Below are 26,473 nucleotides of genomic sequence, written 5' to 3'. Positions count from 1 at the left end.
CCCCGAAAGGAAAGTCTACCCATAGAACGATCCCAGAGGAATGGTTAGACGCCGATCCAGCTTAGGCTGGATGCGGACGGAATAAGCTTCGGAGCATCACGTCACTTTTGGGGGATTTGTTCAGTTTACACAGGCTTTCATTGGGCGGCGCAGGCGGCAAACTGCTCTTTAAACCAGGCTTCATCCAGGCTGCGCCCGATGACTACGAATTCGCTGCGCTTTGCTTCTCCCTGCTTCCATTCCCGATCCACGGTGGAGTCGAACAGCATATGTATGCCTTGGAAAACGACCCGCTGTTTTACTCCTTTAATGTTTAACACTCCTTTATACCGGAACGTATCGACGCCATGCTCCGAGAGCCATACGCTCAAAAACTTTTCCAGCTTACCAAGATCAAGCGGTTGCTCTTCCTTCAATACGATAGACGTTACATCATCGTCATGTTCATGGTCTTCTTCTTCGAGGAAGCCCGGCTCAAGTTCAAGCTTTTTATGTAAATCAAAGGCGCCGATGCCGAGCACTTTATCGATGTCAATGTTCGAGCGCTCGGTCTGGTATATTTTGGCTGTCGGATTCATAACTCTAAGACGGCTTTCCAGCCTCTTCAGTTCCTCTTCCGAAACGAGATCCACCTTGTTGAGCAGCATAACGTCGGCGAAAGCGACTTGCTCCTGAGCTTCGTGGCCTTCATCCAGATGCTGGCCGGCATGGCGAGCGTCAACGACCGTGACGATGGCATCCAGACGGTAAAAATCGGCCATTTCTTCATCAACAAAAAAAGTCTGAGCGACGGGTGCGGGATCGGCAAGCCCCGTTGTTTCGATCAAAACGCGGTCGAATTCCGCTTTGCGATCGCCGATGCCGCGTTTGGCATCCATGAGCTCGCCCAAAATGCGAATCAAATCCCCGCGTACTGTGCAGCAGATGCAACCGTTGTTCATTTCGAAAATCTCTTCGTCTGCTCCGACGACAAGCTGGTTGTCGATGCCGACCTCGCCAAATTCATTGACGATGACGGCGATTTTTTGGCCATGTTCAGCGGTAAGCACATGATTGAGCAGAGTGGTTTTACCTGCGCCGAGGAATCCGGTCAATACGGTGACGGGTACGCGAATATCGGTGTCAGTCATTAATCTCACTCCTTAATTGTAATTATTACTAATGTAAAGTATAGCTATTGCGAGCCAAGCTGTCAAATAACGACTAAAAGTAATCATTACTATTTACAAATCGTAATAATTACTATAAGATGTATTTGATTTGATACTTGCCTTGTGAACGGCAAGGAGGTGTATTTATGCCGAAACCTGCTAAGGGGAAAGCGCGGAGATCTTTGCAAGCTGCCGACCTGGACAGACTACATGCGATGATACAACGATTGTCGGCGTATGGGGCTCGTATTACCAAGCAGCGTAAACAGACATTGCTCGTTTTTCTGGAAGCACCCGGTTTTGTCTCGGCAATGGATGTCCACAACGATTTGTCCAAAATCTATCCGGGTATCAGTTACGATACCGTCTATAGAAATATCCGATTATTTAGGGGGCTGGGGTTGATTGAACAATTCGTTTACGACGACTGCGTCAAGTTCAAGATGAGCTGCATCCATGCCCAGCAAGAACATTATCATCTGATATGCGTGCATTGCGAGAAAATCATCTCCATGCATTTCGATCCGTCGAAGCTGACGGAACAACTTCCGGATCATTTTAGACCGCTGCAGTATAAATTTGATGTATATGGCTGCTGCTCATCGTGCAGCGACTCAGTGTGAACCCATGAACATAAAGGAGAGAACAGCCCATGCCAAACCAAGGTGAAATATTCTCGTTGATGCCTTCCGAGTATTGGATTCAAGCCTGGGAGCAAGCGGCAGAGGAAGACTCTCGCGTAGCCATTGATGCAGAGGAAGAAAAGTACTGGTCTACTTATGCATCGGCATATGATAGCCGAAATCCGTTAGCCCCTTACGCCCAGGCTCTAATGAATACCGTCTACAGCTTGATCTCGCCTGCGGATCATCTGCTTGAGATCGGGCCTGGAACGGGAGGCTTTACCCAATTGCTTGCCCCTTATGTCGATGAGATTACACTTATTGAACCATCGCAGGCGATGTATACAGAGCTATGCGGCAGCTGGCCGAGCGAAGACGGGCCTATTCCTAAAGCGATCATTACGAAATGGGAGGATGCTCCTGAGCTTAAGACGGATATCGTATTTGGGGCCAACGCTTTTTACCGTATTCGCGATATGAAAGCAAGCTTGCTGAAAATGAACGAAACCGCAAGACGTCATGTATTTTTAATACAGTCTGTCGGCAGGCCATTTGCAGGACCGCTTCGAGTGAAAAAGGATGAGCATGTTACGGAACGGGAACGAGCGGAAGTGTTATCCGAGATTTTGCATGAGTTGAATATTGCGCATACCTATGTGACCTTTCCGACGCAGCGAAAAAACGGCATGATTCATGATATTGCCTTAATCCATTGGAGCAAACGATAGTGCAGAATATGGAAAAGACCGCATCATGAAAGCTGAGCATTCCGCATGATCGAGTTTTGCTCTGCCCAGACGCCGGCTTTGTCTTCCTGCCTCTTATCTCGGTAACGTCCGCAATAAATAAAACTGTTTGGCAAGATAGAGCGGTGTATACGGCATGTCATTGCGCAGCCAGGAAACGATCGTGCCAATTAAGGCGGAAGATCCGTACCAGATGGCAATATCTTGTTGAATACCATCCGTCGAACGGGAGCCTTCTTTTATGAGTTCTACTATTCTTGCGCTAACTAACTCCGCCAGCAGCTTTAACAGACGGTCTGTAAAGATCGGAATGCGTTTCAATGCAAGAACGGCTTTATAAAATTGGGCATGCTCTGCAATATGCTCAAGCAGATGAACCAGCACCGACAGCTCTTCTTCCGGAGAATTAGAGCTTGCCGGTGTTTTTTGCAAAACCCCTCTAATTTCCGAAATCATTTCATCCGCCATCTTTTCAAGCATATCGGGAATATCCCTATAATGCAGATAAAAGGTAACGCGGTTGATAGTAGCTCGTTCGGTGAGGCGATTGACCGATATTTTCTCGATATCCATTTCATGGAGTAATTCAATAAAGGCATCTCTAAGCAGTTGGCGTGTACGAAGTACACGAGGGTCTGTACGAGGAGGCATCTTCTCCATCCGTTCTGTCCTTTCTTCATAGGATTAAAAACTTCAAATGATTTCCCGACCGTAGTATTTCTGAAAGATAAACTACAGAAACGACTTATTCTGTATTCTAATTTACATTTTTTCGTGATGTGTCGCTTGTAAATATGGCTGTCTTCCCTATAATCAAATTTATATGCTGTTAATTATACAACAATGTGTAGATTAAGTCACGATCAGTCGGTATAATCCGAAGGATTGCTCTTTGAAGAGAATGGCCGCTTTAAGCCAGGCCGGTTTGAATGCCGCGATGGATGGAAACAATGAAGAAGGCACGCGAACAACCATTCCATTAAGTGCGCCGTCCGTCAAATCATCTAAGCAACGTGGAGGAGATTCTGCAATTGGAATTATTTGTTACAATACTCATTTTCCTTGCCTTGATCGGGATATCGAATGTGATAAATCATCTGTTTCCGTCCATTCCGGTTCCGCTGATTCAAATTGCCCTAGGAAGCGCAATAACGTTGGTTTCTCCGCATTTCAATTTTTATTTGGAGCCTGAACTTTTCTTCGTGTTATTTATCGCGCCCCTTCTATATAACGACGGAAAGCATACACCCAGAGGCGAGTTGTGGCGCCTTCGCACGCCAATTTTTTTACTTGCGGTCGGTCTCGTATTTGCCACCGTATTTGTCGTTGGCTATTGCATTCATTGGATGATTCCATCAATGCCGCTTCCGGTAGCGTTCGGGCTTGCTGCGATTTTATCTCCGACGGATGCAGTGGCTGTCGGTGCGTTGGCCGGACGAATCCGTTTGCCCAAAAGCTTACTGCATTTGTTGGAAGGCGAAGGCTTGATGAACGATGCCTCGGGCCTTGTCGCATTCAAATTCGCCATTGCTGCTGCCGTCACGGGCATTTTTTCATTAGCGAACGCCACAATGAGCTTCTTGGTCATTTTCATCGGCGGTCTTCTCGCCGGGGCCGTCACAGCTGTCGTTATAACCGGAATACGTTCGCTGCTCCGCCGTTCGGGTCTCGAGAATGAGACCTTACATACGCTAATTCATATTCTGACTCCGTTCACACTCTTTTTAATAGCCGAAGAGCTCGGCTTATCCGGTATTCTTGCGGCCGTTGCCGGCGGTGTCGTGCATGCGATCGAACGGGATCATTCCCACAAAATCAAATCCCGTCCTGATGAGTCGGCCGATCATACTTGGTCGATTATCGCTTATTTGTTGAACGGTCTCGTGTTTATCGTGCTCGGCGTACAGCTCCCCGACGTATTTAGCGTTGTTTTCGAAAGCGCGGACTTTAATAATTTCGTAGTCATCGGGTACGCTGTGGCGATCTATATTCTGCTCATATTGCTTCGTTTCGTATGGGTCTTCGCTTATTCACGCATGAAAAATCCGAATCAAACGAAAGTTTCTCTCAAATTATTAACGATGACCTCGCTGTCGGGCGTTCGCGGAGCAGTGACGCTTGCTGGCGCTATGACGATTCCGTTAACCATCGCGAGCGGCGATCCTTTCCCCGAACGAAGCCTGACCATATTTCTGGCTGCCTGCGTCATCGTGCTGTCTCTGCTGTCGGCAAGCATCTTTCTGCCGCTGTTGGCCAGAAATAAAACGGAGGACGGCGAGGAGGATATGGCCAAGCAGGAGCATGAAGGCCAGCTTAGAATGATGCGTTCCGCCATACTAGCGGTCCGTCATGCGACAACGGAAGAAAATGAAGGGGAGGCCGCGCTGGTCATCACTCAATATCATCGTTGGATTCGGCATGCACAATTCGATAAGCGCAAGTGCCGTAAGACAGGGTTGAGAATCAAAGCTATAGAAATCGAGCGCGATGTCATATGCCAGCTGCTCGATAGCGGTGTTATAAGTGAACGGCATGCTAGTTTGTCCTTATGGAACCTGAGCGAAATCGAACAGATCGAATCTGGGCGGGTTCAGCCTTGGCTCATCGTTCTGCGGCGGCTGATTAAGAGCATCGTCGGCTATATATCCGGAAAAAAATTCCTTATATCGGCATCTGATTGGGAGGAACTGCGAAACATCAAACTTCGAACGTGCGACGCCGTCATTGAAACCTTCGAAAGCATCGGTTCCGCCTCTCCCGAGAGCGAAGCGGCGGATGTGATCCACCATTACCGATTTATCCGGGAGCAATTATCGGCACCCTATCAGGCTTCTCGCGGAAATAAGCAAACGAAACGAGATTTGCAGTGGATCGCCATTCAGGCGGAACGCAACGAAGTCCAATTGCTGTACGAGCGCAATCAAATTTCCCGGGAGGTCGCCAATGCGCTTAGGCGCAATATTCGTGCCCGGGAGACCGCGATTCTTGAATAATCCCTTAGAAAAAAAGAGCGAACGTTCGTCGGGATCTACCCGGAACCTCGCTCTTTATTGCTGGAGTGACGCTAATTCCCCGAATGATATTTGTGTAAAAATACAATTTTACAAAAAAATGTAGTATTTTTTGAAAGTAGGCTACGAATCAAAAGAGTGTGTCTATTATTTTACACAATGCCGTTATGTGTTGCTTGTCAATTCGGTTCTTCCTCCTGTAATCTATTTTAAGTGATGTCCATTATACAACAGTATGTAAATTAAATTTGCAATCAACTTGGTTTGAACAGCGAGGTGAACCTGACGTTTTCTTCAGAGTGCGTTTGCGCATTTATATTTCGTATGCGAAATAATTGTGAAACACCTGAATCATTCGGAACTTATTAGAGAAGAAGGATGAGGAGAAATCATGAAGAGGAAGCAAGCTTTGTATACTATCCTAGCGGTTGCGGTGATTGTTGCTGCCGGGGGTTGGATCAGGCCGCGCTTCGTTCGCCTATTGACGGAACGGTGATCAAGACGATGGCCAAAACGGGTGAGGTGGTTTCACCCGGCACGACAGTGGCCATGATTGTCGACAAAACGAAGCTATACGTTTCCGCTAACATTGAAGAAGGAGATCTCAATCGCCTCAAGCTTGGCCAAACGGTCGATTTTACGGTCGACACCTTCCCGGGGAACACGCTGCACGGCAAATTAATGGAGATCGGCGAAGCGACGGCCTCAGCCGTTTCGTTAGCTCCGGCTTCCGGCTCAAGCGGCAATTTCACCAAGGTAACGCAGCGCATACCGATCAAAATTTCCATCGATGACCAAGCAGGACTCGCGATCATTCCGGGCATGAATACTACGATCAAAATTCGTTTGAAAGGCTAAGGGGAGGGGACATAACCATGAGAAAAAAACAGACGGCATGGCTCCGGGCGATCCTTTCATTAGCCGTTGTTTTTGCTTTGCCCGGATGCGGAGTAGCCGACAACACGGCAGGCGCAGCGCAAGTTATTTCGGTTCAAGCAGTCAAGCTGGGACAAAGCGTCGATTACGGTCTGAGCGGTAAAATTATTCCGGATCAGGAGAATAAGATCGTAGCTAAAACGAGCGGCAAAGTCGCTGAGGTAAAAGTGGACGAAGGGGCTGTCGTGAAGAAGGGGGATCTGCTGATCCAATTGGAAACCGACGATCTGATCTCGCAGGCGAAGCAGGCCGAAGCGGGGCTGGTCGCTTCCAAGGCGAAGCTCGCTGACACTCAGGCCGGCGCCCGCAGTCAGGAGATTGCAGGCCTCGAGAGCGCGGTTCAAAGCGCCGAAGCCTCCTTAAACCAGGTGAACGCTGCCGTAGAGCAGGCCAAATCCGGCGTGGACCTGGCGCAGAAGACATACAACCGTCTGAGAAATAAGTATGATAGTACGTCTACCGTAACCAAAGAGGATATGGATAAAGGCACATACGAATATGAGAAAGCCAAGGCGGCCTACGATCAGAGTTCGGCCCAGCAGAAGGCGGCGGAAGCCCAGGTAGCTGCGGCACGGTCCAAGCTGGATCTGGCCAAGAGCGGAGCCACCGCCAATACGATCGAAGCGCTGCAGGCCGATGTGGAACGGCTTGCAGCGAGTTTGGAGTTGTCTAACCATGTTCTTGCCGATGCATCCGTCATCTCACCGATCGACGGCATCGTGTCACAACGGAACATCCAGCCGGGCGAGATGGCGCAGGCTGGAACGATGCTGTTAACCATCGTGAAGATGGACCCGGTTCAAGTAGAGCTTAGCGTGCCGGAGGCGCAAATCGGCAAGATGAAGGCTGGCTCTGATGTTGAAGTGAGAGTTCTCCATTTGCCGGACAAAACGTTCGCGGGAAAAATTTCTTTCGTAAGTCCGGTTTCCAACGAGAACAGCACGACGTTCCCGGTCAAAGTGACGATCGGCAATCCGGACGGCTTACTGCTGGCGGGGATGCTTGCAGAGGTATACCTGAAAGATTATGCCCAGAACGGGCTGGAAGTACCGAAAAGCGCACTGATTCAAAAAGATAATAAAACCTTTGTTTTCACAATCCAGGACGGTACGGCGAAACTGATTGAAGTCGCGACAACGGACAAAAGCGCGGACTGGGTCTATGTGATGGACAATCCGAATTTGAAAGGCAGTGTACAAATCGTCCTTAATCCATCGGAGCAGTTATTGGACGGCAGTAAGGTGACGATAGAATAGGGGGCGTTTCACATGGCTGACCAGTCTCAATCTACAGCAGCGGTTCCTCCGCTCGAACATAAGGAGGAGTCCAATTTTTGGCTGCCTCTGATTGCTATCATTTTGGCTACCTTCGTATCGGTATTAAGCAGCAGCTTGGTGAACGTTGCGCTTCCCAAGCTGTCTACCGTATTCGGAGTGCCGACAACAACGATTCAATGGGTTGTCACCGGCTTCATGCTGGCGTCCGCGGTCGTTATTCCCGCAAGCGGCTTTTTGTCCGCCCGATTCGGCAGCAAGCAGGTGCTCCTTCTTTCCGTAATCGGCTTTACGGTAGGCTCCTTATTGTGCGGCCTCGCGTGGAATGATTCAAGCCTGATTGCGTTTCGCATTTTTCAAGGGTTAACGGGCGGCTTCATAATGCCTATCGGAATGGCTGTTATCTATACGATTGTACCGCGCCAGCAAATCGGTCTGGCGATGGGGATTTGGGGGGTAGCGGCGATGGTGGCGCCGGCACTAGGTCCTACGCTCGGCGGCTTCTTAATCCAGTATTACAGCTGGAGAACGCTGTTCTTTCTGAATGTGCCGGTTGGCATCGTTGCAGCCGCAGCCAGTTATTTCTTTTTAAAAGACGGCGTGAAACAGACCAACCTGAAGTTTGATACACTCGGGGCCGTTATGTCCGTTATTTTTTTCGGATCGCTGCTGCTCGCCCTGAGTAAAGGGCAGACGGAAGGCTGGACTTCGCTGTATATCGTCACGCTGTTTTTCATCTCGGCGGTAAGCTTTGCGCTGCTGCTGTGGGCGGAATTAACCGCGGAGGCGCCGCTTCTTAATTTGAAGGTGTTCAAAAACCTTCGGTTTAGCGCAAGTACGTTAACTGCGGGGCTAATCACGATGGCCATGATGGGCGGCACGTTCATGATGCCGATCTATTTGCAGAACGTGCAATCCATGACAGCACTGGATTCCGGTATTTTACTGCTTCCGCAGTCGGTAGTCATGGCACTGATGATGCCGATCAGCGGGAAGCTTCAGGAGAAAATCGGCGTTCTCCCGCTGGGCGTTGTCGGGCTGCTTATCCTCGGCGTAACGACGTATGAGCTTGGCATGCTCACGGCGGATACGTCGCATCTGTGGATCAATGTCATCCTGACGATTCGCGGCTTCGGTATCGGGCTATGCATGATGCCAATCTCGACGGTTGGGATGAGCAGTGTGCCCAAAGAACTGATCAATGATGCGTCGCCGCTCTCTAACGTAACCCGCCAAGTGATGAGCTCGATGGGGATCGCTATCTTGACCACCCTCATGAATTCGCGGCAATATCTTCATTATTATCGCATAACGGAAAATGTGCCCAGCTATTCGGATACTGCGGCCTCCTTCATCTCGGCTTTATCCGGGGTTCTGGCGCAGGGCGGCGTCGATTCCGCGACGAGCAGCAGTACGGCGATCGGCTATTTGGCCGGCATTATGCAGAAGGAAGCTCTGGTTCGCGGCATTGCGGATACGTTCTACATTTCGGCGATTCCGGCATTTATTTGCATTCCTCTTGTCTTTTTGTTGAGAGAAAAGAAGAAAGCGAAGGAGCAGTCTTCTTCCGAAGTGTCTGAACCAGCATCTGCCTCTGCAGGCGCCGACATGAATACGGCAGCGCCTATCAAAGCGTAAGTATAAGAAGCTCATGCGCGTATTGCGCAAATGGCTTGCTCGATTCGGGTTTGTATCCGGTAAACTCGGCAAGGGCGGATAGCGGAATATCTTCATAGAGGCGGCTAAAAAGATAGTCTAAGCACAGCTTGACGGGCTTCGAGTACATCTTAGTTCTTTAACCCGCTATAAAATCATACATCCTTTAAAATCGGTCCTTTACGTTGGGGCCGGTTTTTTGTTTGAATCAATTGATATTGATTATCAATATCGATAAGAGTATGATTAAAGTGTGTGATTTATCGACGCGATTACTCATTAAGGAGCAAGTGGGAGCGGTGTACAATGAAAATCGACATTAACAAGCTCGCCGAGCATTTTGCTCATACCTCGTTTCGGGTAGAGCAAGTCAGCCTGTACGGGCATGATCCGGGAAGGCGCGGCGACGGCTATACCGAAGCTTTTCCCGGTTTTGTATTTCCATTAAGAGGGAAGGCGGAATTTGTGTTTGGCGGTACGCCTTATATATTAGCGCCGGGAGTTGTGGTTCATGGCGGAGCGAATATGAAATTGGATAGAAAGGTGATCGGCAATACCCGCTGGGAGTACCTGCTTGTACACTATCGCATCTGCGCTCCCGAGCCGACAGGCTTTTCTCTGCTCAAATCGCATTTCCAGCTTGCACCGGGCCAAAGCCCCCGCCTGACGGAGCTGCTTAAGCTTCTGTGGCGATTGTCCCGCCAGCCGGGAGGCGTTACGGCATTTCAGACGGAGACGATATTCCGCTGCGTACTGGAGGAGATATTCGTTTGCGTCCGCAACCAAAGCAGCGACGGTGAACAAGCGCTATTTGAGCAAATCTCGAATTATATCCATGAGCATTATATGGACGCGCTGACCGTGCGAGCATTAGCGGAACAAAACGATATCAATGAAAACAGGCTGTTTTATGTGTTTAAGAAGTACGCGGGTATGGGACCGGGCAATTACTTGATGGCCTATCGTCTGAACCAAGCCAAGGATGGCCTGCTGGCTACCGACGCGCCGATCGGCGAGGTGGCCAACAGCGTCGGTTATGCCGACGCCTTATATTTCAGCCGTTTGTTTAAAAAGCAGTTCGGCGTCTCCCCCGGTGAGTTCAGGAGTCATTTCAGGAATAATCCATATGGATTTCAGGATGGCTCCATTCACATCTAAAATCGGTTTTGCTAAACTGGCCATTAACAAGGCAAAACAAAGTTGTCATCGGAGGAGTTAGCATGAAACGATTTATGGGACTGTTGGTCTCCATTGTATTTTTGGTAAGTATATTAGCCGGCTGTGCCGGGACGTCCAATTCCGGCACAGCCGGATCACCGAATACGGCAGCGCCTGCAGCGGAGATTGACAAGTCCGGAACCAGCGGGCAGGAAGCGGCTAAATGGCCGAGAACTTATGTGGATGCGCTTGGCCGCGAGGTCGTGCTAGAGAAGAAACCCGAGAAGGTCGCCCTCTTGTTTTTCCGTAATTTCGAGCATCTGTTTTTACTTGGCGAATCCCCTGTAGCCGCTACGGACATCAATGTGCTCAGCGAGTGGGAATCTTTGGCCCCGTACAAAAACAATACGATTGAGGATCTCGGTTCGATAGCCAGCCCCAATATAGAGAAATTGCTGGCGGTTGACCCGGATTTGATTATCGCGGTCTCAAACCGGTATGAGAGCTACGGCGGCAAGCTGGATCAAATCGCCCCGGTCATTACCGTCGACAGCAACGAAAACAACTGGCAGGGCGCGCTGCGGGAATACGGAAAAATTTTCGGCAAAGAACAGAAGGCAGAAGATGAAATCGCGCGGATTGAAGCTTTCGTTGCGCAATCGAGAGAGCGGCTCACAGCATACAACGATAAAACGTTTGGCGTAACGATGCTGGGAGATAAGCAATATTGGGCCTTTACCACTCAATTCGTGTTCAATAAGGACAGCGGGCTTGGCTTGAATCCTCCGAGCCAATATGTCGATATGTCCAAAAAAGGAGAACAGATTTCTCTGGAAGGACTGGCGACCATGAATCCCGATTACATGTTTGTCGCCGATCTGGGAGGATCTTCCCAGAAATTAAAGGGATATTTGAAAAACTTGGAGAGCGATTCTGTATGGAATTCGCTTCATGCCGTCAAGAACAAGCATATGTATCCTTTGGACAGCTCGATTGCAGCCGGAGGACCGCTGGGAATCGAACTCGGGGTCAAGACGATTGTTAACAATGTATTATCTCAATAAGGATACGAAACCATGGTTCGCAGCAAAGGAGAGATCCAGATCATGAAGCACGAGGAATTATACGACGTTACGATCATTGGCGGGGGACCGGCCGGACTGTTTGCAGCGTTTTACAGCGGTTTACGGGAAATGAAAACCAAGCTGATCGAGTATCAGCCGGTACTGGGCGGCAAAGTTCATGTATATCCGGAAAAAATGATTTGGGACGTTGGCGGCCTTACCCCCATCCTTGGCGAAAAATTAATCGAACAGATGGTGGAACAAGGATTAACGTTTCATCCGACCGTCGTATTGAATCAGAAAGTGGAATCGATTGAGCGCGATGATTCCGGCTTATTCAAGCTGCGGGCCGCATCGGGAGAAGAGCATTATACCAAAACGGTCATCGTAGCGATCGGCGGAGGCATTCTGGAGCCTCAAAGAATTGACCTGGAAGGCGCCGAGAAGTTCGAGGTGTCGAACCTCCATTATGTCGTCAAATCGCTTATGCGGTTCAAGGATAAAACGGTGATCATCTCCGGCGGAGGAAATTCGGCGGTGGATTGGGCGAACGAGCTTGAGCCCATCGCCCGTCAAGTGTATTTGACGTATCGAAAAGACGCTTTGTCCGGACATGAAGCCCAAGTGAAGCAGCTGCTGAACAGCTCTGTGAAATGTTTCTTCCACACTACGATAACGAAGCTGATGGCCCATCCCAATCACGAGAAGATTGAAAAAGTCGAGCTGACCAATCATCTAACGGGCGAGGTAGACGAGCTGGCAATTGACGAAGTGATTATCAATCATGGTTACGAACGAGACCGCTCCTTATTGGAGAACAGCAAAGTGGATCTTAAGCTGATCGACGGGCATTATATTGACGGTCAGGACCCCAGCGGCTCCTCCGTGCCGGGCATTTATGCGGCGGGAGATATTCTGAAATACGATAAGAAGCTGCACTTGATTGCAGGGGCATTTCAAGATGCGGCGAATGCGGTAAACCAGGCTAAGCTGTATTTGCAGCCTGAAGCGCATCAGAGCGGAACCGTATCTTCGCATAATGATATTTTCAACAGCCGCAATCGGGAGTTAATTCATCAGATGATGGTCAAGAACCAGCTTTGATAAACGTATAATCCCCGCGGTGATAGGCTGTGTGGAACGGCAGCCCGCGTTAAGGAAACGGTATAAATAAATAAGTAAAAGCATTAGACGGCTTCGGTCCTGTATTCCATGGGACTGGGGCCGTTTTCTTGCGATGACACTTTCGGTTAGCCAGATTGCGATTGCGACCAGAATTGCCGGGGGGCGACCCCGGTTTTTTTATAGGATAGCCGATGGAAAAATTTCAGATCGGCATAGCCGACGGCGGAGGCGATCTCCGCTACTCTGCGGCAGCCGATAAGGAGCCGGCAGGCGTAACGTAGCGATCTGCAGCCGGTGCCGGTACAAGCTCGTCAAAATCTGCACAACGACAGCAGCGAGCACGGCATGTGAAAACATTACATTATTGCAGACTTCATTCTGTATAATACTTACCTTATAATGAAAGGGGCAAAGCGGAAAAATTCAACCAAGGGAGACACGAATGGGACTGATTCGGCGGATTTTAACCACATTTCAAAATTACAGCTTGCAGCGTAAAGTATTCCTTACTACATCAATCGTCGTCTGTTTGGCGGTTCCGCTAACGGGAGCATTCTCTTATAATGAAGCTTCCCGAATATTGCAGGACTACGCCTATAACGCGGCCGACCAAACGGTAAATCAACTGAGTGGCTACATGGGCAATGAAATGAAGAATGTCAGCGACCGGATGTACCTGATCAATTCCAGCGAAGCGATGAAGCTGGCGATGAGCTGGAGCCTGAATAAAACGAATGAACCTTATACGAAGGTTTTCAATACGATGTTCTCGTTGTTTTCACAAATGCGGACCAACTCGACTTCGATTAAGGCGATCTATATGAATACGCCGAGGGGAGATTTTTTTGAAGGGCCCTTTGAGAAGAAAAATATACCCTTTAGCGAGACGCCTTATTATGCCGCAATCGTCAACTCACCGAAAAACGTGTGGGTGCACAGCCAAAGTGATCCGTTATTCGGCGGTCAAGGGGATGTCATCAGCCTGCTCACAAGGCCGGCGGCGGATATGAGTTACCTGGATCAAGACAGCTACCTGGTGATGACGCTATCGACGGAAAAATTCGTCAATAATTTGAAGAGCATCCACCTTGTCCCGCAAGGCTTTTCCCTCATTTTGGACGAGCTCGGCAAGCCTCTGCTGATGTCCGAGGAATCTTCGGCTGTGGCGGAATTTATTCAAAATTCAGCGCTCGCCCGTTTGAAGGATGCGCCGTCCCATTTTGAAATGGATATCAACAAGGAAACGGTCCTAGTCAACCATTCGGAAATCCCGTTTACGCAGTGGCGGGCTGTCGTCGTCCAGCCGAAGGATACTCTGCTCAGGAAGGTCGAGTTCATCAAGTATTTCACGATTTTGATGACCGTTTTTTTATTGATCGTTTCGTTCCTTGTAAACAATTGGATTGCCAAATGGGTAACCAATCGGTTGCGTAAGCTGATGATGCTGATGAATAAGGTCAAGCTGGGTGATCTTAACGTGCGCTTCTCTTCCGCTTACCGGGACGATATCGGCGAGCTCGGTAACCGGTTTGACGAGATGCTGGAGCGTATTCAAGGCCTGCTGAGGCAAATTCTCGAGGAAGGGAAGGCCAAGCGCCAAGCGGAGATGCGAGCGCTTCAGGCGCAGATCAATCCGCATTTTCTATACAATACGCTGGATGAGCTGTATTGGAAGTCGCTTGAGTTCGAGGACCCTGCAGCTCCTGAGATCATATTGTCTTTATCGCGTTTTTTTCGACTCAGCCTTAACAAGGGCAAAGAGGAAACGACCATCGCCAGTGAAATGGAGCATGTGGAGCATTATTTGAAGCTGGTGAATCACCAGTACAAGAGGCAGTTCACTTATGACATCGAAGCGGACCCGCGCGCTCAACACGTTCTGGTGCCCAAAATCATCATGCAGCCGCTCGTCGAAAATTGCGTCCTGCATGCATTTAAGGCCAACGAATATAAAGACTTCCATATCCATGTGTCCTGCAGGGTCATGGAGTCGGGCACGGTCATTTTGCAGGTCAAAGATAACGGCTGTGGCATTCCGCCTGAGCGTATCAAAGATTTTAATGAATCAGTTCAGCATGCCGATGACTCTGTCTCCGTTCAAAGCGGAGGGTATGCGATCGCTAACATTAAGGAACGGCTGTTGTATTTTTTCGGAGACCGGGCTTGTCTGCGCGCCAAAAGCAGCCTGGGAGCAGGTACAGTCATGGAAATTCAAATTTTTTGCGTCAAGGAGTGATCAACGATGAATGTAATGCTGGTGGATGATAAAGAGAGCGTGGTACTGGGGATTCGTAAGCACGTGCCCTGGGGAGAGCTAGGCGTCGATCGAGTGGAGATCGCCTTGGACGGGGTGGAGGCTTTGGACAAGTATGCTTCCTTTCCAGCCGACCTGGTGATCACCGACATCAAGATGCCGAATATGAACGGCATCGAGCTCATGAGCCGGCTGCAAACGGAGCAGCGACAGATCCGGTTCATCGTGTTGAGCGGCTATGACGAATTCGATTACGCCAAGCAGGCGATTTCACTCGGCGCATCCGAATATGTGCTGAAACCGGTCGATATTAAAGAGCTGACGACGATCATCGAAAAGGAGCTTTCCGCCATTCGCAAGCAGCTTGAGATGGAAGAGCAGCGCAAGCAGTTTCAGCGGAAAGTGCAAGTGAGCCTCCCGGCCATGCGGCAGCAATATTTGACGGAAATGGTTCTGTTCCGGGATCATCAGCCTTTGCGGCTGCAGGACAAGTGGAATTTCGCGGAAATACCCGTGAAGCCGGCGCACTTCGGGCTGCTTGTTTTTTCGATCGACCGGTTCGCCGAGATTTCCCAACAGCCCGTTCAGGAAGTGGAGCTGACGCGGTTTATCGTCGAAAATATCATCCGTGACTGCCTGGTCTCGTGGGGGAACGGCGTCGCGTTTTATTCCGAATGGGGACGGCACACCTTGCTCGTCAATTACGATCCGGGCAAATCAGAGAAGGAAGTAAAGCTACAATTGCTGCAATTTGCCGAATACTGCAGAACATCCATTGAACAAAACTCCAAAATTACCGTCACTGTGGGGCAAAGCTCCCTTTGTCCGGAGCTGAAGGATCTGCCGGATGCTTACCGGCAGGCGTGCGAAGCCATCGAGCATATGTCTTTCTTCGACATGAATCAGGTTATTCACTACGAAGATCTGTCACGCTACCGTCTCCGGGGGCGCGAATACCCGATGCACGCGGAGAACGAGTTGATGAGCGTCGTCCGAAGAGGACAAACGGAGCTTATTCCGCAAGCAGTGGATGTTTTTTTCACCAGCCTGCACAGCAGCGAATGCACTCCGCAGGAAACCCGTCTTTCCTGCATTCAGCTGGCTGCGGTATTGTACCGTCAGATGTTGGAAATGGATATCGAGGGCGGACTGTCCGACGATTTCAGCAGAACGTGGCCTGGAACTTTCGAGGACACAAGCTTGGCGGATCTGCGCAGCCGGGTCTTCGAGCTCTGTATGGCCTCCGCGCAGCAGGTGAAATTGTGGATTCAGAATGGAACGAAAAACATCACCGAGCAGGTTAAGCAGTACGTCGAGGAGCACCTGCTGCAAACGATTACGCTGCCCGCTGTAGCCGATCATGTCGGTGTAAGCCCCAACTACCTGAGCAGCTTATTTAAAAAAGAAACCGGGATCACCTTCGTGGAATTTATTACAGACAGAAAGCTGGCGCAAGCGAAGCAATGGCTCGCCGATCCGCATATCCCCATCTATGAAGTGGCGGAACGACTCAGGTATCACGACCGACGATATTTTCGTGAAATATTCAAGAAAAAAACCGGAATGACGCCATCCGGATACCGGGATCATCTGCTTGGAACGGTAACTCTCGACGAATGACGGCAGCGTAAAATCTCCCCCCTCCTGATGAAAATTGCCTCCCTAGTGGAATCGGCCGAGCGCCCGTATACTTGGTTTAGCAAACACAACAGGAGAAAGGAGATTAACCGTCAATGTTACTCAAAAAAAAATGGAGAGAGTATTCCGGTCCGTATCTTATGGTGCTTCCATGCGTTATATTGCTTGCTCTCTTTACGATTTACCCGATGGGTTGGGCGTTCAAATATATGTTTTACGATTACGACGGCTTTTCCGACGCGAGGTTTATCGGGATGGACAACTTCGTCCGCCTGTTTACCCGGGACGCCGAATTTTGGCAGTCCGTAAGGAACACCGGGGTGTTTACGTTCGGCAAGCTGATTGTGACGCTGCCGCTGGCGCTGATTCTGGCGTTTATTTTGAACCAGAGCCGGCTTTTCGGTAAAAACACAATCCGCGCGATTCTGTTCATGCCGACGATTATTAGTGCGGCGGTCATTTCGCTCGTATTTTACCTGATGTTCAACTCGTACAACGGCATTATAAACAACGTTCTTATTCAATTCGGCATTATCCAATCCCCCATCGAATGGCTCGGCATTAAATACTCGATGGCGACGGCGATTATCGTGGCGATCTGGGGAGCGCTCGGCAATTACATGGTGCTTTTCCTCGCCGGACTGCAGGGCATTCCGAACGATCTGTACGAAGCCGCTTCGCTCGACGGCGCCAACAAAACTCAGCAGTTCATCCACGTCACGATTCCGATGCTCGGACCCGTGATGCAGATCATCATCATGTTGGCGATCGTCAATACGCTCAAGAGCTATGAAGGCATCATGGTATTGACCGCCGGAGGGCCTGTCGGGAAAACGGAAGTGATGTATTTATACATCTATAAGCTGTTCTTCCCGGTATCCGAAGGAGAAGCGGTTGTGCAGCAATACGGCTACGGGGCTGCGGCCGGCTTCGTATCGGCCTTGATTGTCGGAATCATTACCGGACTATATTTGTTTATCTCGCGCAAGTCCAGCGAGTCGCATTAAGGAGGTCAGCCAACTATGAACAGCATTTCTTCAAGAGTCAATCCGGCCGGCGGCATGGGGGCCAAATCCTCCGTTCGCCTCGCTTCGATGATCGGTTGGGTGATCGTTTGGCTGTTTTTGCTCATCATCGTATTTTCCATTCTTTATCCGGTTTTGTTTACTTTATTCGGCTCGCTCAAAACCAACTCCGAACTGCTCGGCAGCACAAACATGATACCCAAAGCTTGGCAGTGGCCTAATTACATCGAAGCTTGGAAAAAAGCGAATTTTGCGCTATATACGTGGAACAGCTTATTCATTTCCGTCATATCGACGGTGTTGAACCTGATCATCTGCTCTATGGGCGCTTATGCGCTGGCAAGAAGGAATTTCCCTGGACGAGGGACGATCATGTTCGTGCTTGCTGCGACGATGTTCATTACGATCGGCGCGATTACATATCGCCCACTGTACGATATGATGAAGTCGGTTCATATGCATAAATCGCTGTGGAGCATCATTTTGATTTTTATCGGCACTCACTTGTCGTTCTATATTTTCCTATTGGAACGTTTCGTTAAAGCGGTTCCGAAGGATCTGGACGAAGCGGCCACCATCGACGGATGCGGATTTTTCGGAATATATTGGCGGGTCATTCTGCCGCTGCTTGGGCCGGGACTCGGCGTAGTCGGTCTGTTTACGTTCCGCGATGCATGGAATCAATACATTTTGCCGCTGATTTTTACAATGACGAACCCAAGTCTGAGGCCGCTGACGGTGGGGGTCATTTCCTTGAAGTACTCAACGAACGCCGCTGCGGAATGGCACCTGATGCTGGCCGGCTCCATGCTGTCGATACTGCCTATTCTGGTCGTCTATTTCATGACCAACAAGTCCTTTATCGGCGGAATTACAAGCGGTTCGGTAAAAGGGTAACAAGAGGGGCAAGGATCGCAAAAAAATCCCCCCTCTCCGGAAATTTACCGCTCTACCGCTCTGAAGCTATGAAATTTATAATCAGCTATAGATAACGAAACCGAATTAGAATAAGGAGATGCAGCAAACGATGAAGAGCAAAAAACAAGCAGCTGTAGCCGGACTTCTGGCGCTTTCGCTGATTGCGGCGGGCTGTGCAACGACAGAACCGACGGACAACGGCAAAGGTAATGCCACCGCCTCCGGACAAAAGATGAAACTGAAGTTTTGGACGAACGCCCGTCACGACACCGATCTGATGCAGGAAAAAATCAAGCAGTTCAACGAAACGAATAAAAGCAATGTCGAAGTCGAATATCAAGTGATGACCGATAACTACGAGCAAGCGTTGCAAACAGCCATTCTGGCCGGAGAAGCGCCGGACATCATGAACGCCAAGAGCAAGCTCGCGATCAACGATTTGGTTAAAATGAAGGCTATCGAGCCGCTTGACAGCTATATCACACCGGAGCTGAAGACGAGATTCGGCGAAAATCTTCTTAAGCTGGACGGGATCAACTCATTCGACGGCAAGCTTTACAGTCTGCCTAACTACGGCTCGACCTTCCGTTTGATCTACAACAAGGATTTGTTCGCCAAGGCGGGACTTACCGAACCGCCGAAATCGCTTGACGAGCTTGTCGCCTATGCGCAAAAAATTACCGAAGCCGGCAAAGCGGAGGGTGTATACGGCTTCGCGCTCAATATGAAAAATCCGGTGGCCGCTTACGAGCGAAGCATCATGCCGATGATGCGTCTGGACGGCAAGGACATCTATGATTGGAAAACCGGTAAATACGATTTCTCCACACTGAAGCCGTATGTGGAAACGATTAAGAAAATCGTCGACAATAACAGTATGCTGCCGGGTTACGAATCGCTCGACATCGACCCGCTCCGAAATCAATTTGCCGCCGGCAAGATCGGGATGTACATGTCTCTATCTGCCGAACCTAGCGTGTATGACTCCCAGTTTCCGACCAAAATCAACTGGGGCGTAGCGCAAGTGCCGACCATTGACGGCCAGGCACCGAAAGGAGCTAACTATATTAACGCGGCCGGCAATTGGCTGTATATCTCTTCGACCAGCGAACATAAGAAAGAAGCATGGGAATTCATGCAGTTCATTTATAGCGACGATGTGCTCGTTCCGTACTTCGAGCAAGGCAAAGGAGTTGCCCTTATCCCTTCCGTAATCTCGCAAGCGAAAGAGCCGTCGTTGAAAAACTTCAAGGATTTTGCGCCGAAGGACGACGCGATTTGGCCGGTGTATCCGGTTCATAAGGTGGAAGGAAAAGCATGGCAAAGCGTCGTTGCGGAGTACATTCTCGGCGTGCTTCCGCTCGATAAAGCGATCGATGATATGAACAAGCGCTACAACGAAGGACTTGACACCGCGGAGAAGGACGGCACCGTCAAGCGCGTAGTCATCCCTGATTTCAACGCGAGAAGCCTTATCAGTAAATAATAAACCGATATAAATACCGCTGTATGGTGCCGAACGACGCTGTACAGTGGTATTTTTATAAAGAGGAGCTGTTTCTATTGCCATTTATGACATCCGTCGGTCGGGATCGCCTGGAGCGTTTGTTTAACCCGGATCTCATGATACGAAAAGCGAAGATGTCCTTGGAGGCTGAACCGGTCCATATTACCGACGCGGTTGCTATGATGAGTCCCGGTAATATGCACGACTATTATTCGAACGGCGACTATTGGTGGCCGAATCCGGGAACTCCGGACGGATTGCCCTACATCCGCAGAGATGGCGAAAGTAATCCGGACAATTTCCACAGCCACCGCATCCTGCTGCGGCAGATGAGAACCCATGTCGCCCGGCTCGCCAGCGCTTACGCCGTTACGGGGCAGGAGGAGTTCGCCGATAAGGCCGTGCTATTCTTGAAGCGGTTTTTTCTGGACGAGGAGACTCGAATGAACCCTCATCTCCTATACGCGCAAGCGATTCCAGGCGTTTGTGAAGGCAGGGGAATCGGCATCATTGATACGCTGCATTTGATCGATGTTCCGATCGCGGTTCAGGCGCTGCTGTCTTCTCCGCATATGTGCGAGGAAGTCGCAGCAGGCTTGAAGCTATGGTTCGCCGATTATCTGCGTTGGATGAGCACGCATGCGAACGGGCTCGAAGAGATGAACGAGTGTAACAACCACAGCGTTTGCTGGTTTGTTCAAGCTGCCGTATTCGCCCATTTTACCGGAAACGACGCCATGATGGATTTTTGCAGAAAAAGGTACAAAGAAAAGCTGCTGCCCGATCAAATGGATGTGGACGGAAGCTTCCCGCGGGAGCTGGCCCGCACCAAGCCGTACGCGTATTCGATCTTTCAATTGGATAATCTGGTGACGCTATGCCATGTGCTTTCGACGCCTGAGGACAACTTATGGGCCTACCGCCTTCCGGATGGCCGCAGCATTGAGCAGGGGCTTCGATTTCTGTTCCCGTACCTGGTTAATAAGGAAAGCTGGCCTTACCCGCCCGATGTCGAAGCCTTCGATGGTTGGCCTGCGGGCATATCTTCACTGCTGTTCGCGGGATTGGCCTTGAAGCGGGATGAATGCGTCGATCTGTGGATTTGCCTCGATAAGGACCCGCAGGACACGGAAATTCGGCGCAATATGGCGATCCGGGAGCCGCTTTTGTGGCTGCTGCAAGGACGTCGATAAACGTTGTTCTCATTGAATTTTTTACATTGGCTTAATCTCTCTGCCCCTCTCATTTTACATTCAGATGATAGAATAGCTTAAGATTTGGAGATGAGAGAGGAGTACGAACGATTTGAGAACATTAAATCAACGCTGGATGGCCTCCATCCTTGCGGCGGCAGTAGCGGTTCAGTCGCTGTGGACGGTCGCAGGGACGAGCTATGCGGCAGCATCGTCCGCCTGTACAGTCAAGATCGGCAATCTGGCGGAGAACGTGGTTATCAGCCAGTTTTACGGGGGAAAAGCGAACGATACGGATAGTCTGTACGCGCAGGATTTTGTCGAATTATTTAACCCGACCGCCCAGGACATCCCGCTCTCGGGCTGGTCCGTTCAATTTGCCGATAACGGCAAGAGCAATTGGAAAAAAGTCGATTTAGGTACTAAAACGGCGGATATTCCCGCCTACGGCTATTATTTGATCGGGCTCGGCAGCAACGGAACGGTCGGCGCAAACAAGAACCTGCCGTCTTCGGACGCCGAACAACCCGCCTTCAAGCTGGACAACAACCTCGGCAAGCTGGTCCTATCGAACCAGTCCAGCGCATTGACGGCCGCAGACCCGATGGCTGATCCGCTGGCAAGCAGCGTCGTCGATTTCGTCGGGTACGGTGCCGTCGACGCCTATTGCGGCACACCGGCTCCCGAAGCCGGCAAAAAAAATACGATTCAACGCTACGTCTTCGATCCGTTGAATCCTGCGACAAGCAGACCGGCTGCAGCCTATCCGAACCGCGGCAACAACTGGGATACAAGAAACAACGGACGAGATTTCGAGAAGGTCAACAGCGCAAAACCGCGCAATTCGGACAGTACGGCGGCTTATGCGATTGCGGAAAGCAGCCAGACCGTGCGGATGAGCTCAAGCTCCGATGTGGACCCCGGCTATAATGCGATCACGCTGAAGGCCGTCAACGGCATCGTCAAGCAGGGCGCGTGGGATGCCGGCGATTTCGCCGTAGTAGGGCTTCCTGCCGGTCTGACAGCGGCGGCCAGTGCCAACGGCGACGAGATCAAGCTCACAGTAACCGGAGACGGCTCCGGCAATGTCGCTGCGGACACCGACCTTGCGGTCAGCATTTTTCCCGGCGCATGGAATCAGACGAACCGTCCGACCGCTGCCGTCATCGCCGACCAGGGGCCATATACGATTACGTTGGCCAAATACACGCCCGCCAACAAGATCGTCGGCGCGCCGGAACCGGCATCGTCGGCAATCCGCATGAGCGGGGCGAAGGAATTGAACGCTCAGTTCCAAATTCAGCTGTCCGCGGGCGTGCCTTGGGACAGCGTCATCAGCTCTACTTATTACAGCGTGAACGGGTTGCCCGCAGGCGATTGGACGATCAAGGCCGAGGGGCGGAGCAAAGACAGCATGATCCTTTTCTCCGTTGCCGGCATAGCGAATTCGCCCGTGATGAACACGATGCCGCTCAGCGTAACCTTGAACGGTTCGGCTGTGCAGGGCGAAGGCTGGCAGGATTCCGATCCGATTACGGGAATCTCGCTGCTTCGTTACAGCCAGCCTGTCCGTTCCGACGAGGCGCGCAAAAACGCTGTGAAGCAAAATATTATAGCGGACAACACGTTCTTTAACGATCCGGCGATCAAAGCCTATAAATACGGAAGCGACGCGATGGGAGCGAACGCGTTTACGTTTTTCCGCGGCACGAACGCTTTATTCCGCTCGGACCTGAATTCCGGTGTCATCCCTTCTCCAGGCACGGTCATCCCCGGCTGGAAGGAAATTTTAACGTATACGCAAGGCGACGCCCACATTCAAAACGTGGGAACTTTTAACGATAACAAAGGCGTTATGGTATTCGATCTGAACGATCCCGATTCCGCGGGCATCGGAAGCTTTTATAACGATTTGCTGCGTTTTGTAACGAGTGTTTACGTCGTGAAATCCGATAAGGACAGCACAGGCATTTCCAGCCTTCAAGACGCCGATTTTCGCGATGTGTCCCAGACCTTCCTGGAAACGTACAAAAACACTCTGCTCGACATCCGCAGCGATGCCGCCCGCAAAGCGGACAAGCTGACGAGAAGCAATGTAACCACTTATACGCAAAAAGTGATGGACAAGGTATCTACCGGCTCCTACGACGAAGCGCTGCAAAAGCTGCTGGGCAAGCGGGCGGCGAACGGAAAAATTAAAATCGTCGGCAACGAGGACAAGTATGAATCGGCATCCGAGGCTGAGATCGCAGAGGTTACAGCCGCTTGGGAAGCCTACAAGGCCGAGCTTAGAAGGAACTTCCCGAATCTGGACGATGAGCAGTTCAACTCTTATTTCACGATTAAAGACATCGCACGGCGCATCCATCAGGGCATCGGCAGCGTAGGCGCGACACGCTATAACGTTCTGATCGAAGGAGCGAGCGCGGCCGGCACGGACGACATTTTGCTCGATGTCAAGGAGCAGCTGCGGGATGCGTACTTGTCCAAAGACGCTTATCTCAAAATGTCGCCGGATACCGACGCCTACCTGGGCGTTTTGAAGGGCTCCGGCCGCTCCTACCTGGTGCGGGAAGTATCGCCATTTAAAGGAGATTACACCGACAAAACTTTCTCCAATAAAGCCGATCTGGAGCAATACGTAACGGATGCGGCAAAAGCTTACGCTTATGCGCATGCCCGTTTGAACGGCATATCCGCACAATTGAACTACAAGTTCGAGGATCGATTTGCGGCGCAGATCGTTCCGGTCTGGGGCGATTTGGAAGCCTTCATCTTAAATGCCGCCGAAGACTATTCGCATCAGGTTGCGGCCGATTTTGCGCTGGTCCACAGCGGCATGCTGGCCGGTAAGCTGATCGACGTATCGACGCTGGACGCATTGTCCGTCAATGCGGGCGCGTTGTCCCCGCCCTTCGCAGCCGGAGTGACCCAGTATGAGGTAGCCGTCGATCACACGATAACGTCCATCGAGATGAAAGCGACGGCTACGGACAGCAAAGCGACGCTCACGGCCAAGGGCAGCCCGTATGCTAGCGGAACTGTGCAATCGTTCAGTCTGTCCGACGGAACCAATGCCATTCCGTTCACCATAACGGCGCAGGACGGCTCCGTCCGCACGTATACCGTAAATGTGACCCGGGGAGCGGCAGCAGAAACCGGCAGCGCTGAACTGAGCGGATTGACGCTGTCGAACGGAACGATGAGTCCCGCTTTTTCGCCGGATATTACTGCGTATACGGCTCAAGTCGGCAACGGCGTATCGAGTCTTGCCGTCACGGCTAACGTATACGACTCTGCAGCCGAATTGACGGTGAACGGCCTTCCGGCAGCGAGCGGACAAGCGAGCGCCGCCATCCCGCTTAATGTAGGCGGCAACGTCATCGAAATTGCGGTTGCGGCAAAAGACGGCGTGAGCAAGACGTATACCGTAAACGCGGTCAGAGCGGCTGCCATCACGGCAAGCGGCGATACGCCGGTGCAAATCGCGAACGATCCTGTATCGATCAGCGTTCCTGCAGGCGCTGCAAACGCCAGGATTGCCGTTACTCCTGTAACCGAAGGAGAACGGAAGGAAGCGATGCTTCCGCTCATCGAAGTCCAGGCGGCGACTACGCTGGGCAATGTGACGGCGGTGTTTCCGGCCGGGACGAAAGTATCGGCTTCCGCCGGCTGGGACGGCACGATCCGGCTTCCGGAGATACGGAGCAGCAGCGGCGTTAGCGTCAGTAACGCTATTGTGAACGCCGTTATTGAAGTCGGCGCGCCGGACGAATCGCTAATTTTCGATCAGGCCGTACGCTTGCTCATCCCGAATCAGGGAGGGAATTTGGCCGGCTTCATCAAGGACGGCGCGGTCGTACCGATTACGGGCACGGTGACGGAGGATACTCAAGAGGCGGCTAACCGGGAAATTGCGGACGGCGGAGATGCGGTTATTACGGTAGGCGGCGATCTGGTCATATGGACGAAGCATTTCACCCAATTTGTCGTTTACGCGCCGGTTACCCCTTCGAACCGCCGGAACGGCGGCGGAGGCGGCGGCAGCGCAGCGGTCAATACCGGAACGGTCTCGGGTGTCGACGGAGGAACGCTGACCTTGAACGGAGTTCGGATCGAAGTTCCTGCGGCGGCTTCGGACAGCTCCATGCAAATAACCATTAACCAAGTAAGCGATCCCGCGGGCTTGCCGACAAACCAGGCATGGGTTCTGCTAAGCGACGTCTATGAGATTACGAAGGATCGGGACGGCGACTTCGTCAAGCCTATTGTCATTACGCTTCCTTACGACAACGCGAAAGCGGATGCGAACCAATATACGATTGGGCTGTACTGGCTGAACGAGCAGACACGCGAATGGATACCGTTGGATGATCAGCGTGTGAACACGGCCGGCGCAGAAGTATCCGGCTCTGTCGCGCATTTTACTAAATTCGCCGTGCTGGGCATCGAAAAAACCGGCACGACCGAAACGCCTCAGACTAGCGGAGTGAATTTCTCCGATATGAAGGGACACTGGAGCGAAGCAAGTGTCAAAGATTTGGTGCGGCTCGGCGCGATCAACGGCTATCCGGACGGCACGTTTAAACCGGATAACCGTATCACAAGAGCCGAATTCGTGACGGTTATCGTCAAAGCCTTCGGACTGCAGCAGCAAAACGGCAAAAGCTTCGCCGACACTCGGGGACATTGGGCGCAGGAGGCGATTGCAACGGCAGCGGCGATCGGTATCGTCGACGGGTATGAGGACGAGGCCTTCGGTCCGGACGACTTGATTACCCGCGAACAAGCGGCGGCGATCGTAGTTCGCGTCGCGCACATCGAACTGAGCGCCAACGACATCAGCTTCGCGGACGAGGCGGAGGTATCCGAGTGGGCTCGTGCGGCGCTTGCCGCCGCAGCAGTCAAAGGATTGATTAACGGATACGAAGAAGGTACCGTAAGGCCTAAAGCGAACACGACCCGCGCCGAGGCGGCGGCAATTGTGCTGAGAGCCTTGCAATTGAAATAGATACTAAGATGAAGAAGCTGCTTCCTGTCTGGTCGTTCTGCCGGGAAGCAGCTTTTCTCGTGGGGGCGGAAGCATACCTGAACGGATAAGCGATTGTACGATCCCCGGTCAAACTGCATCACGAACGATGCCGAATCGTTCTTCATAACCTCGGCGCTGCCTTCGCCCGACAATCCGTTCTAA

At 51.1% G+C, this 26,473-nt stretch carries 18 protein-coding genes and 1 pseudogene; 17 read left to right on the top strand and 2 right to left on the bottom strand.

All coding sequences use genetic code 11. The features are described from left to right. Positions 1 to 137: 137 nt before the first annotated feature. Positions 138 to 1,130, bottom strand: coding sequence for a CobW family GTP-binding protein (locus SK3146_RS09365; protein ID WP_249864823.1), 993 nt, complete (start codon positions 1,128 to 1,130; stop codon positions 138 to 140). Positions 1,131 to 1,297: 167 nt separating this feature from the next. Between SK3146_RS09365 and SK3146_RS09360 the strand changes: the two genes are divergently transcribed. Together SK3146_RS09360 and SK3146_RS09355 are read left to right on the top strand one after the other, a co-directional pair. Beyond that, on the top strand, positions 1,298 to 1,774 hold the full coding sequence (locus tag SK3146_RS09360; protein ID WP_249864822.1) for a Fur family transcriptional regulator: 477 nt from the start codon (positions 1,298 to 1,300) through the stop codon (positions 1,772 to 1,774). A 29-nt stretch (positions 1,775 to 1,803) separates the two neighbouring features. Next, on the top strand, positions 1,804 to 2,502 hold the full coding sequence (locus SK3146_RS09355) for a hypothetical protein (RefSeq protein WP_249864821.1): 699 nt from the start codon (positions 1,804 to 1,806) through the stop codon (positions 2,500 to 2,502). 93 nt (positions 2,503 to 2,595) lie between these two features. Here SK3146_RS09355 and SK3146_RS09350 read toward each other — a convergent pair whose 3' ends face one another. Beyond that, a complete protein-coding gene (locus SK3146_RS09350) occupies positions 2,596 to 3,180 on the bottom strand; it encodes a TetR/AcrR family transcriptional regulator (RefSeq protein ID WP_249864820.1) in 585 nt (194 codons plus the stop codon). A gap of 265 nt (positions 3,181 to 3,445) precedes the next feature. On the opposite strand from SK3146_RS09350, the gene SK3146_RS09345 reads away from it, so the two are divergent. The 15 genes and pseudogenes from SK3146_RS09345 to SK3146_RS09275 all read left to right on the top strand — a co-directional run bounded on the left by SK3146_RS09345 (position 3,446) and on the right by SK3146_RS09275 (position 26,290). Continuing rightward, positions 3,446 to 3,712 carry a hypothetical protein gene (locus tag SK3146_RS09345; protein ID WP_249866544.1) on the top strand — a complete coding sequence of 89 codons (267 nt, stop codon included), beginning with the start codon at positions 3,446 to 3,448 and terminating at the stop codon, positions 3,710 to 3,712. Next, positions 3,606 to 5,513: a Na+/H+ antiporter gene (locus tag SK3146_RS09340; protein ID WP_249866243.1), complete on the top strand. Its 1,908-nt coding sequence runs from the start codon at positions 3,606 to 3,608 to the stop codon at positions 5,511 to 5,513. The genes SK3146_RS09345 and SK3146_RS09340 overlap by 107 nt, the downstream gene beginning before the upstream one ends. A 471-nt stretch (positions 5,514 to 5,984) precedes the next feature. Further along, positions 5,985 to 6,389, top strand: a pseudogene (locus tag SK3146_RS09335) (HlyD family secretion protein); the annotation flags it as partial. A gap of 17 nt (positions 6,390 to 6,406) precedes the next feature. Continuing rightward, entirely contained in the window at positions 6,407 to 7,723 is a 1,317-nt protein-coding gene (locus SK3146_RS09330; RefSeq protein WP_249864819.1) for an efflux RND transporter periplasmic adaptor subunit, read from the top strand. Between the two features lie 12 nt (positions 7,724 to 7,735). Next, positions 7,736 to 9,379 (top strand): DHA2 family efflux MFS transporter permease subunit, encoded by a 1,644-nt coding sequence (locus SK3146_RS09325; protein WP_249864818.1) that lies wholly within the window; start codon positions 7,736 to 7,738, stop codon positions 9,377 to 9,379. Positions 9,380 to 9,703: 324 nt separating this feature from the next. Further along, positions 9,704 to 10,555: a helix-turn-helix transcriptional regulator gene (locus SK3146_RS09320; RefSeq protein ID WP_249864817.1), complete on the top strand. Its 852-nt coding sequence runs from the start codon at positions 9,704 to 9,706 to the stop codon at positions 10,553 to 10,555. A gap of 62 nt (positions 10,556 to 10,617) precedes the next feature. Beyond that, positions 10,618 to 11,619, top strand: a complete 1,002-nt coding sequence (locus SK3146_RS09315; protein WP_249864816.1) for an ABC transporter substrate-binding protein — start codon at positions 10,618 to 10,620, stop codon at positions 11,617 to 11,619. 42 nt (positions 11,620 to 11,661) lie between these two features. Continuing rightward, positions 11,662 to 12,723: an NAD(P)/FAD-dependent oxidoreductase gene (locus SK3146_RS09310; RefSeq protein WP_249864815.1), complete on the top strand. Its 1,062-nt coding sequence runs from the start codon at positions 11,662 to 11,664 to the stop codon at positions 12,721 to 12,723. Between the two features lie 463 nt (positions 12,724 to 13,186). After that, positions 13,187 to 14,980: a cache domain-containing sensor histidine kinase gene (locus SK3146_RS09305; RefSeq protein WP_249864814.1), complete on the top strand. Its 1,794-nt coding sequence runs from the start codon at positions 13,187 to 13,189 to the stop codon at positions 14,978 to 14,980. Positions 14,981 to 14,986: 6 nt separating this feature from the next. Further along, on the top strand, positions 14,987 to 16,618 hold the full coding sequence (locus SK3146_RS09300; protein WP_249864813.1) for a response regulator: 1,632 nt from the start codon (positions 14,987 to 14,989) through the stop codon (positions 16,616 to 16,618). Between the two features lie 113 nt (positions 16,619 to 16,731). After that, positions 16,732 to 17,643 (top strand): carbohydrate ABC transporter permease, encoded by a 912-nt coding sequence (locus SK3146_RS09295; protein ID WP_249864812.1) that lies wholly within the window; start codon positions 16,732 to 16,734, stop codon positions 17,641 to 17,643. Between the two features lie 15 nt (positions 17,644 to 17,658). Then, a complete protein-coding gene (locus SK3146_RS09290; RefSeq protein WP_249864811.1) occupies positions 17,659 to 18,558 on the top strand; it encodes a carbohydrate ABC transporter permease in 900 nt (299 codons plus the stop codon). Between the two features lie 130 nt (positions 18,559 to 18,688). Continuing rightward, positions 18,689 to 20,065, top strand: a complete 1,377-nt coding sequence (locus tag SK3146_RS09285; RefSeq protein WP_249864810.1) for an ABC transporter substrate-binding protein — start codon at positions 18,689 to 18,691, stop codon at positions 20,063 to 20,065. Positions 20,066 to 20,151: 86 nt separating this feature from the next. Further along, positions 20,152 to 21,279 (top strand): alginate lyase family protein, encoded by a 1,128-nt coding sequence (locus SK3146_RS09280; RefSeq protein ID WP_249866242.1) that lies wholly within the window; start codon positions 20,152 to 20,154, stop codon positions 21,277 to 21,279. A 112-nt stretch (positions 21,280 to 21,391) separates the two neighbouring features. Beyond that, a complete protein-coding gene (locus tag SK3146_RS09275; protein ID WP_249864809.1) occupies positions 21,392 to 26,290 on the top strand; it encodes a DUF2252 family protein in 4,899 nt (1,632 codons plus the stop codon). Positions 26,291 to 26,473: the final 183 nt, after the last annotated feature.

The sequence above is a fragment of the Paenibacillus konkukensis genome (assembly GCF_023523925.1).
GTDB classification, from domain to species: domain Bacteria; phylum Bacillota; class Bacilli; order Paenibacillales; family NBRC-103111; genus Paenibacillus_S; species Paenibacillus_S doosanensis.
This window is presented reverse-complemented; position numbering and strand designations above follow the sequence as displayed.

Bases quoted from the DNA above. Each gene is read 5' to 3' on its own strand.
- SK3146_RS09365 (WP_249864823.1), bottom strand. From the start codon at position 1,130: ATGACTGACACCGATATTCGCGTACCCGTCACCGTATTGACCGGATTC.
- SK3146_RS09360 (WP_249864822.1), top strand. From the start codon at position 1,298: ATGCCGAAACCTGCTAAGGGGAAAGCGCGGAGATCTTTGCAAGCTGCC.
- SK3146_RS09355 (WP_249864821.1), top strand. From the start codon at position 1,804: ATGCCAAACCAAGGTGAAATATTCTCGTTGATGCCTTCCGAGTATTGG.
- SK3146_RS09350 (WP_249864820.1), bottom strand. From the start codon at position 3,180: ATGGAGAAGATGCCTCCTCGTACAGACCCTCGTGTACTTCGTACACGC.
- SK3146_RS09330 (WP_249864819.1), top strand. From the start codon at position 6,407: ATGAGAAAAAAACAGACGGCATGGCTCCGGGCGATCCTTTCATTAGCC.
- SK3146_RS09325 (WP_249864818.1), top strand. From the start codon at position 7,736: ATGGCTGACCAGTCTCAATCTACAGCAGCGGTTCCTCCGCTCGAACAT.
- SK3146_RS09320 (WP_249864817.1), top strand. From the start codon at position 9,704: ATGAAAATCGACATTAACAAGCTCGCCGAGCATTTTGCTCATACCTCG.
- SK3146_RS09315 (WP_249864816.1), top strand. From the start codon at position 10,618: ATGAAACGATTTATGGGACTGTTGGTCTCCATTGTATTTTTGGTAAGT.
- SK3146_RS09310 (WP_249864815.1), top strand. From the start codon at position 11,662: ATGAAGCACGAGGAATTATACGACGTTACGATCATTGGCGGGGGACCG.
- SK3146_RS09305 (WP_249864814.1), top strand. From the start codon at position 13,187: ATGGGACTGATTCGGCGGATTTTAACCACATTTCAAAATTACAGCTTG.
- SK3146_RS09300 (WP_249864813.1), top strand. From the start codon at position 14,987: ATGAATGTAATGCTGGTGGATGATAAAGAGAGCGTGGTACTGGGGATT.
- SK3146_RS09295 (WP_249864812.1), top strand. From the start codon at position 16,732: ATGTTACTCAAAAAAAAATGGAGAGAGTATTCCGGTCCGTATCTTATG.
- SK3146_RS09290 (WP_249864811.1), top strand. From the start codon at position 17,659: ATGAACAGCATTTCTTCAAGAGTCAATCCGGCCGGCGGCATGGGGGCC.
- SK3146_RS09285 (WP_249864810.1), top strand. From the start codon at position 18,689: ATGAAGAGCAAAAAACAAGCAGCTGTAGCCGGACTTCTGGCGCTTTCG.
- SK3146_RS09280 (WP_249866242.1), top strand. From the start codon at position 20,152: ATGACATCCGTCGGTCGGGATCGCCTGGAGCGTTTGTTTAACCCGGAT.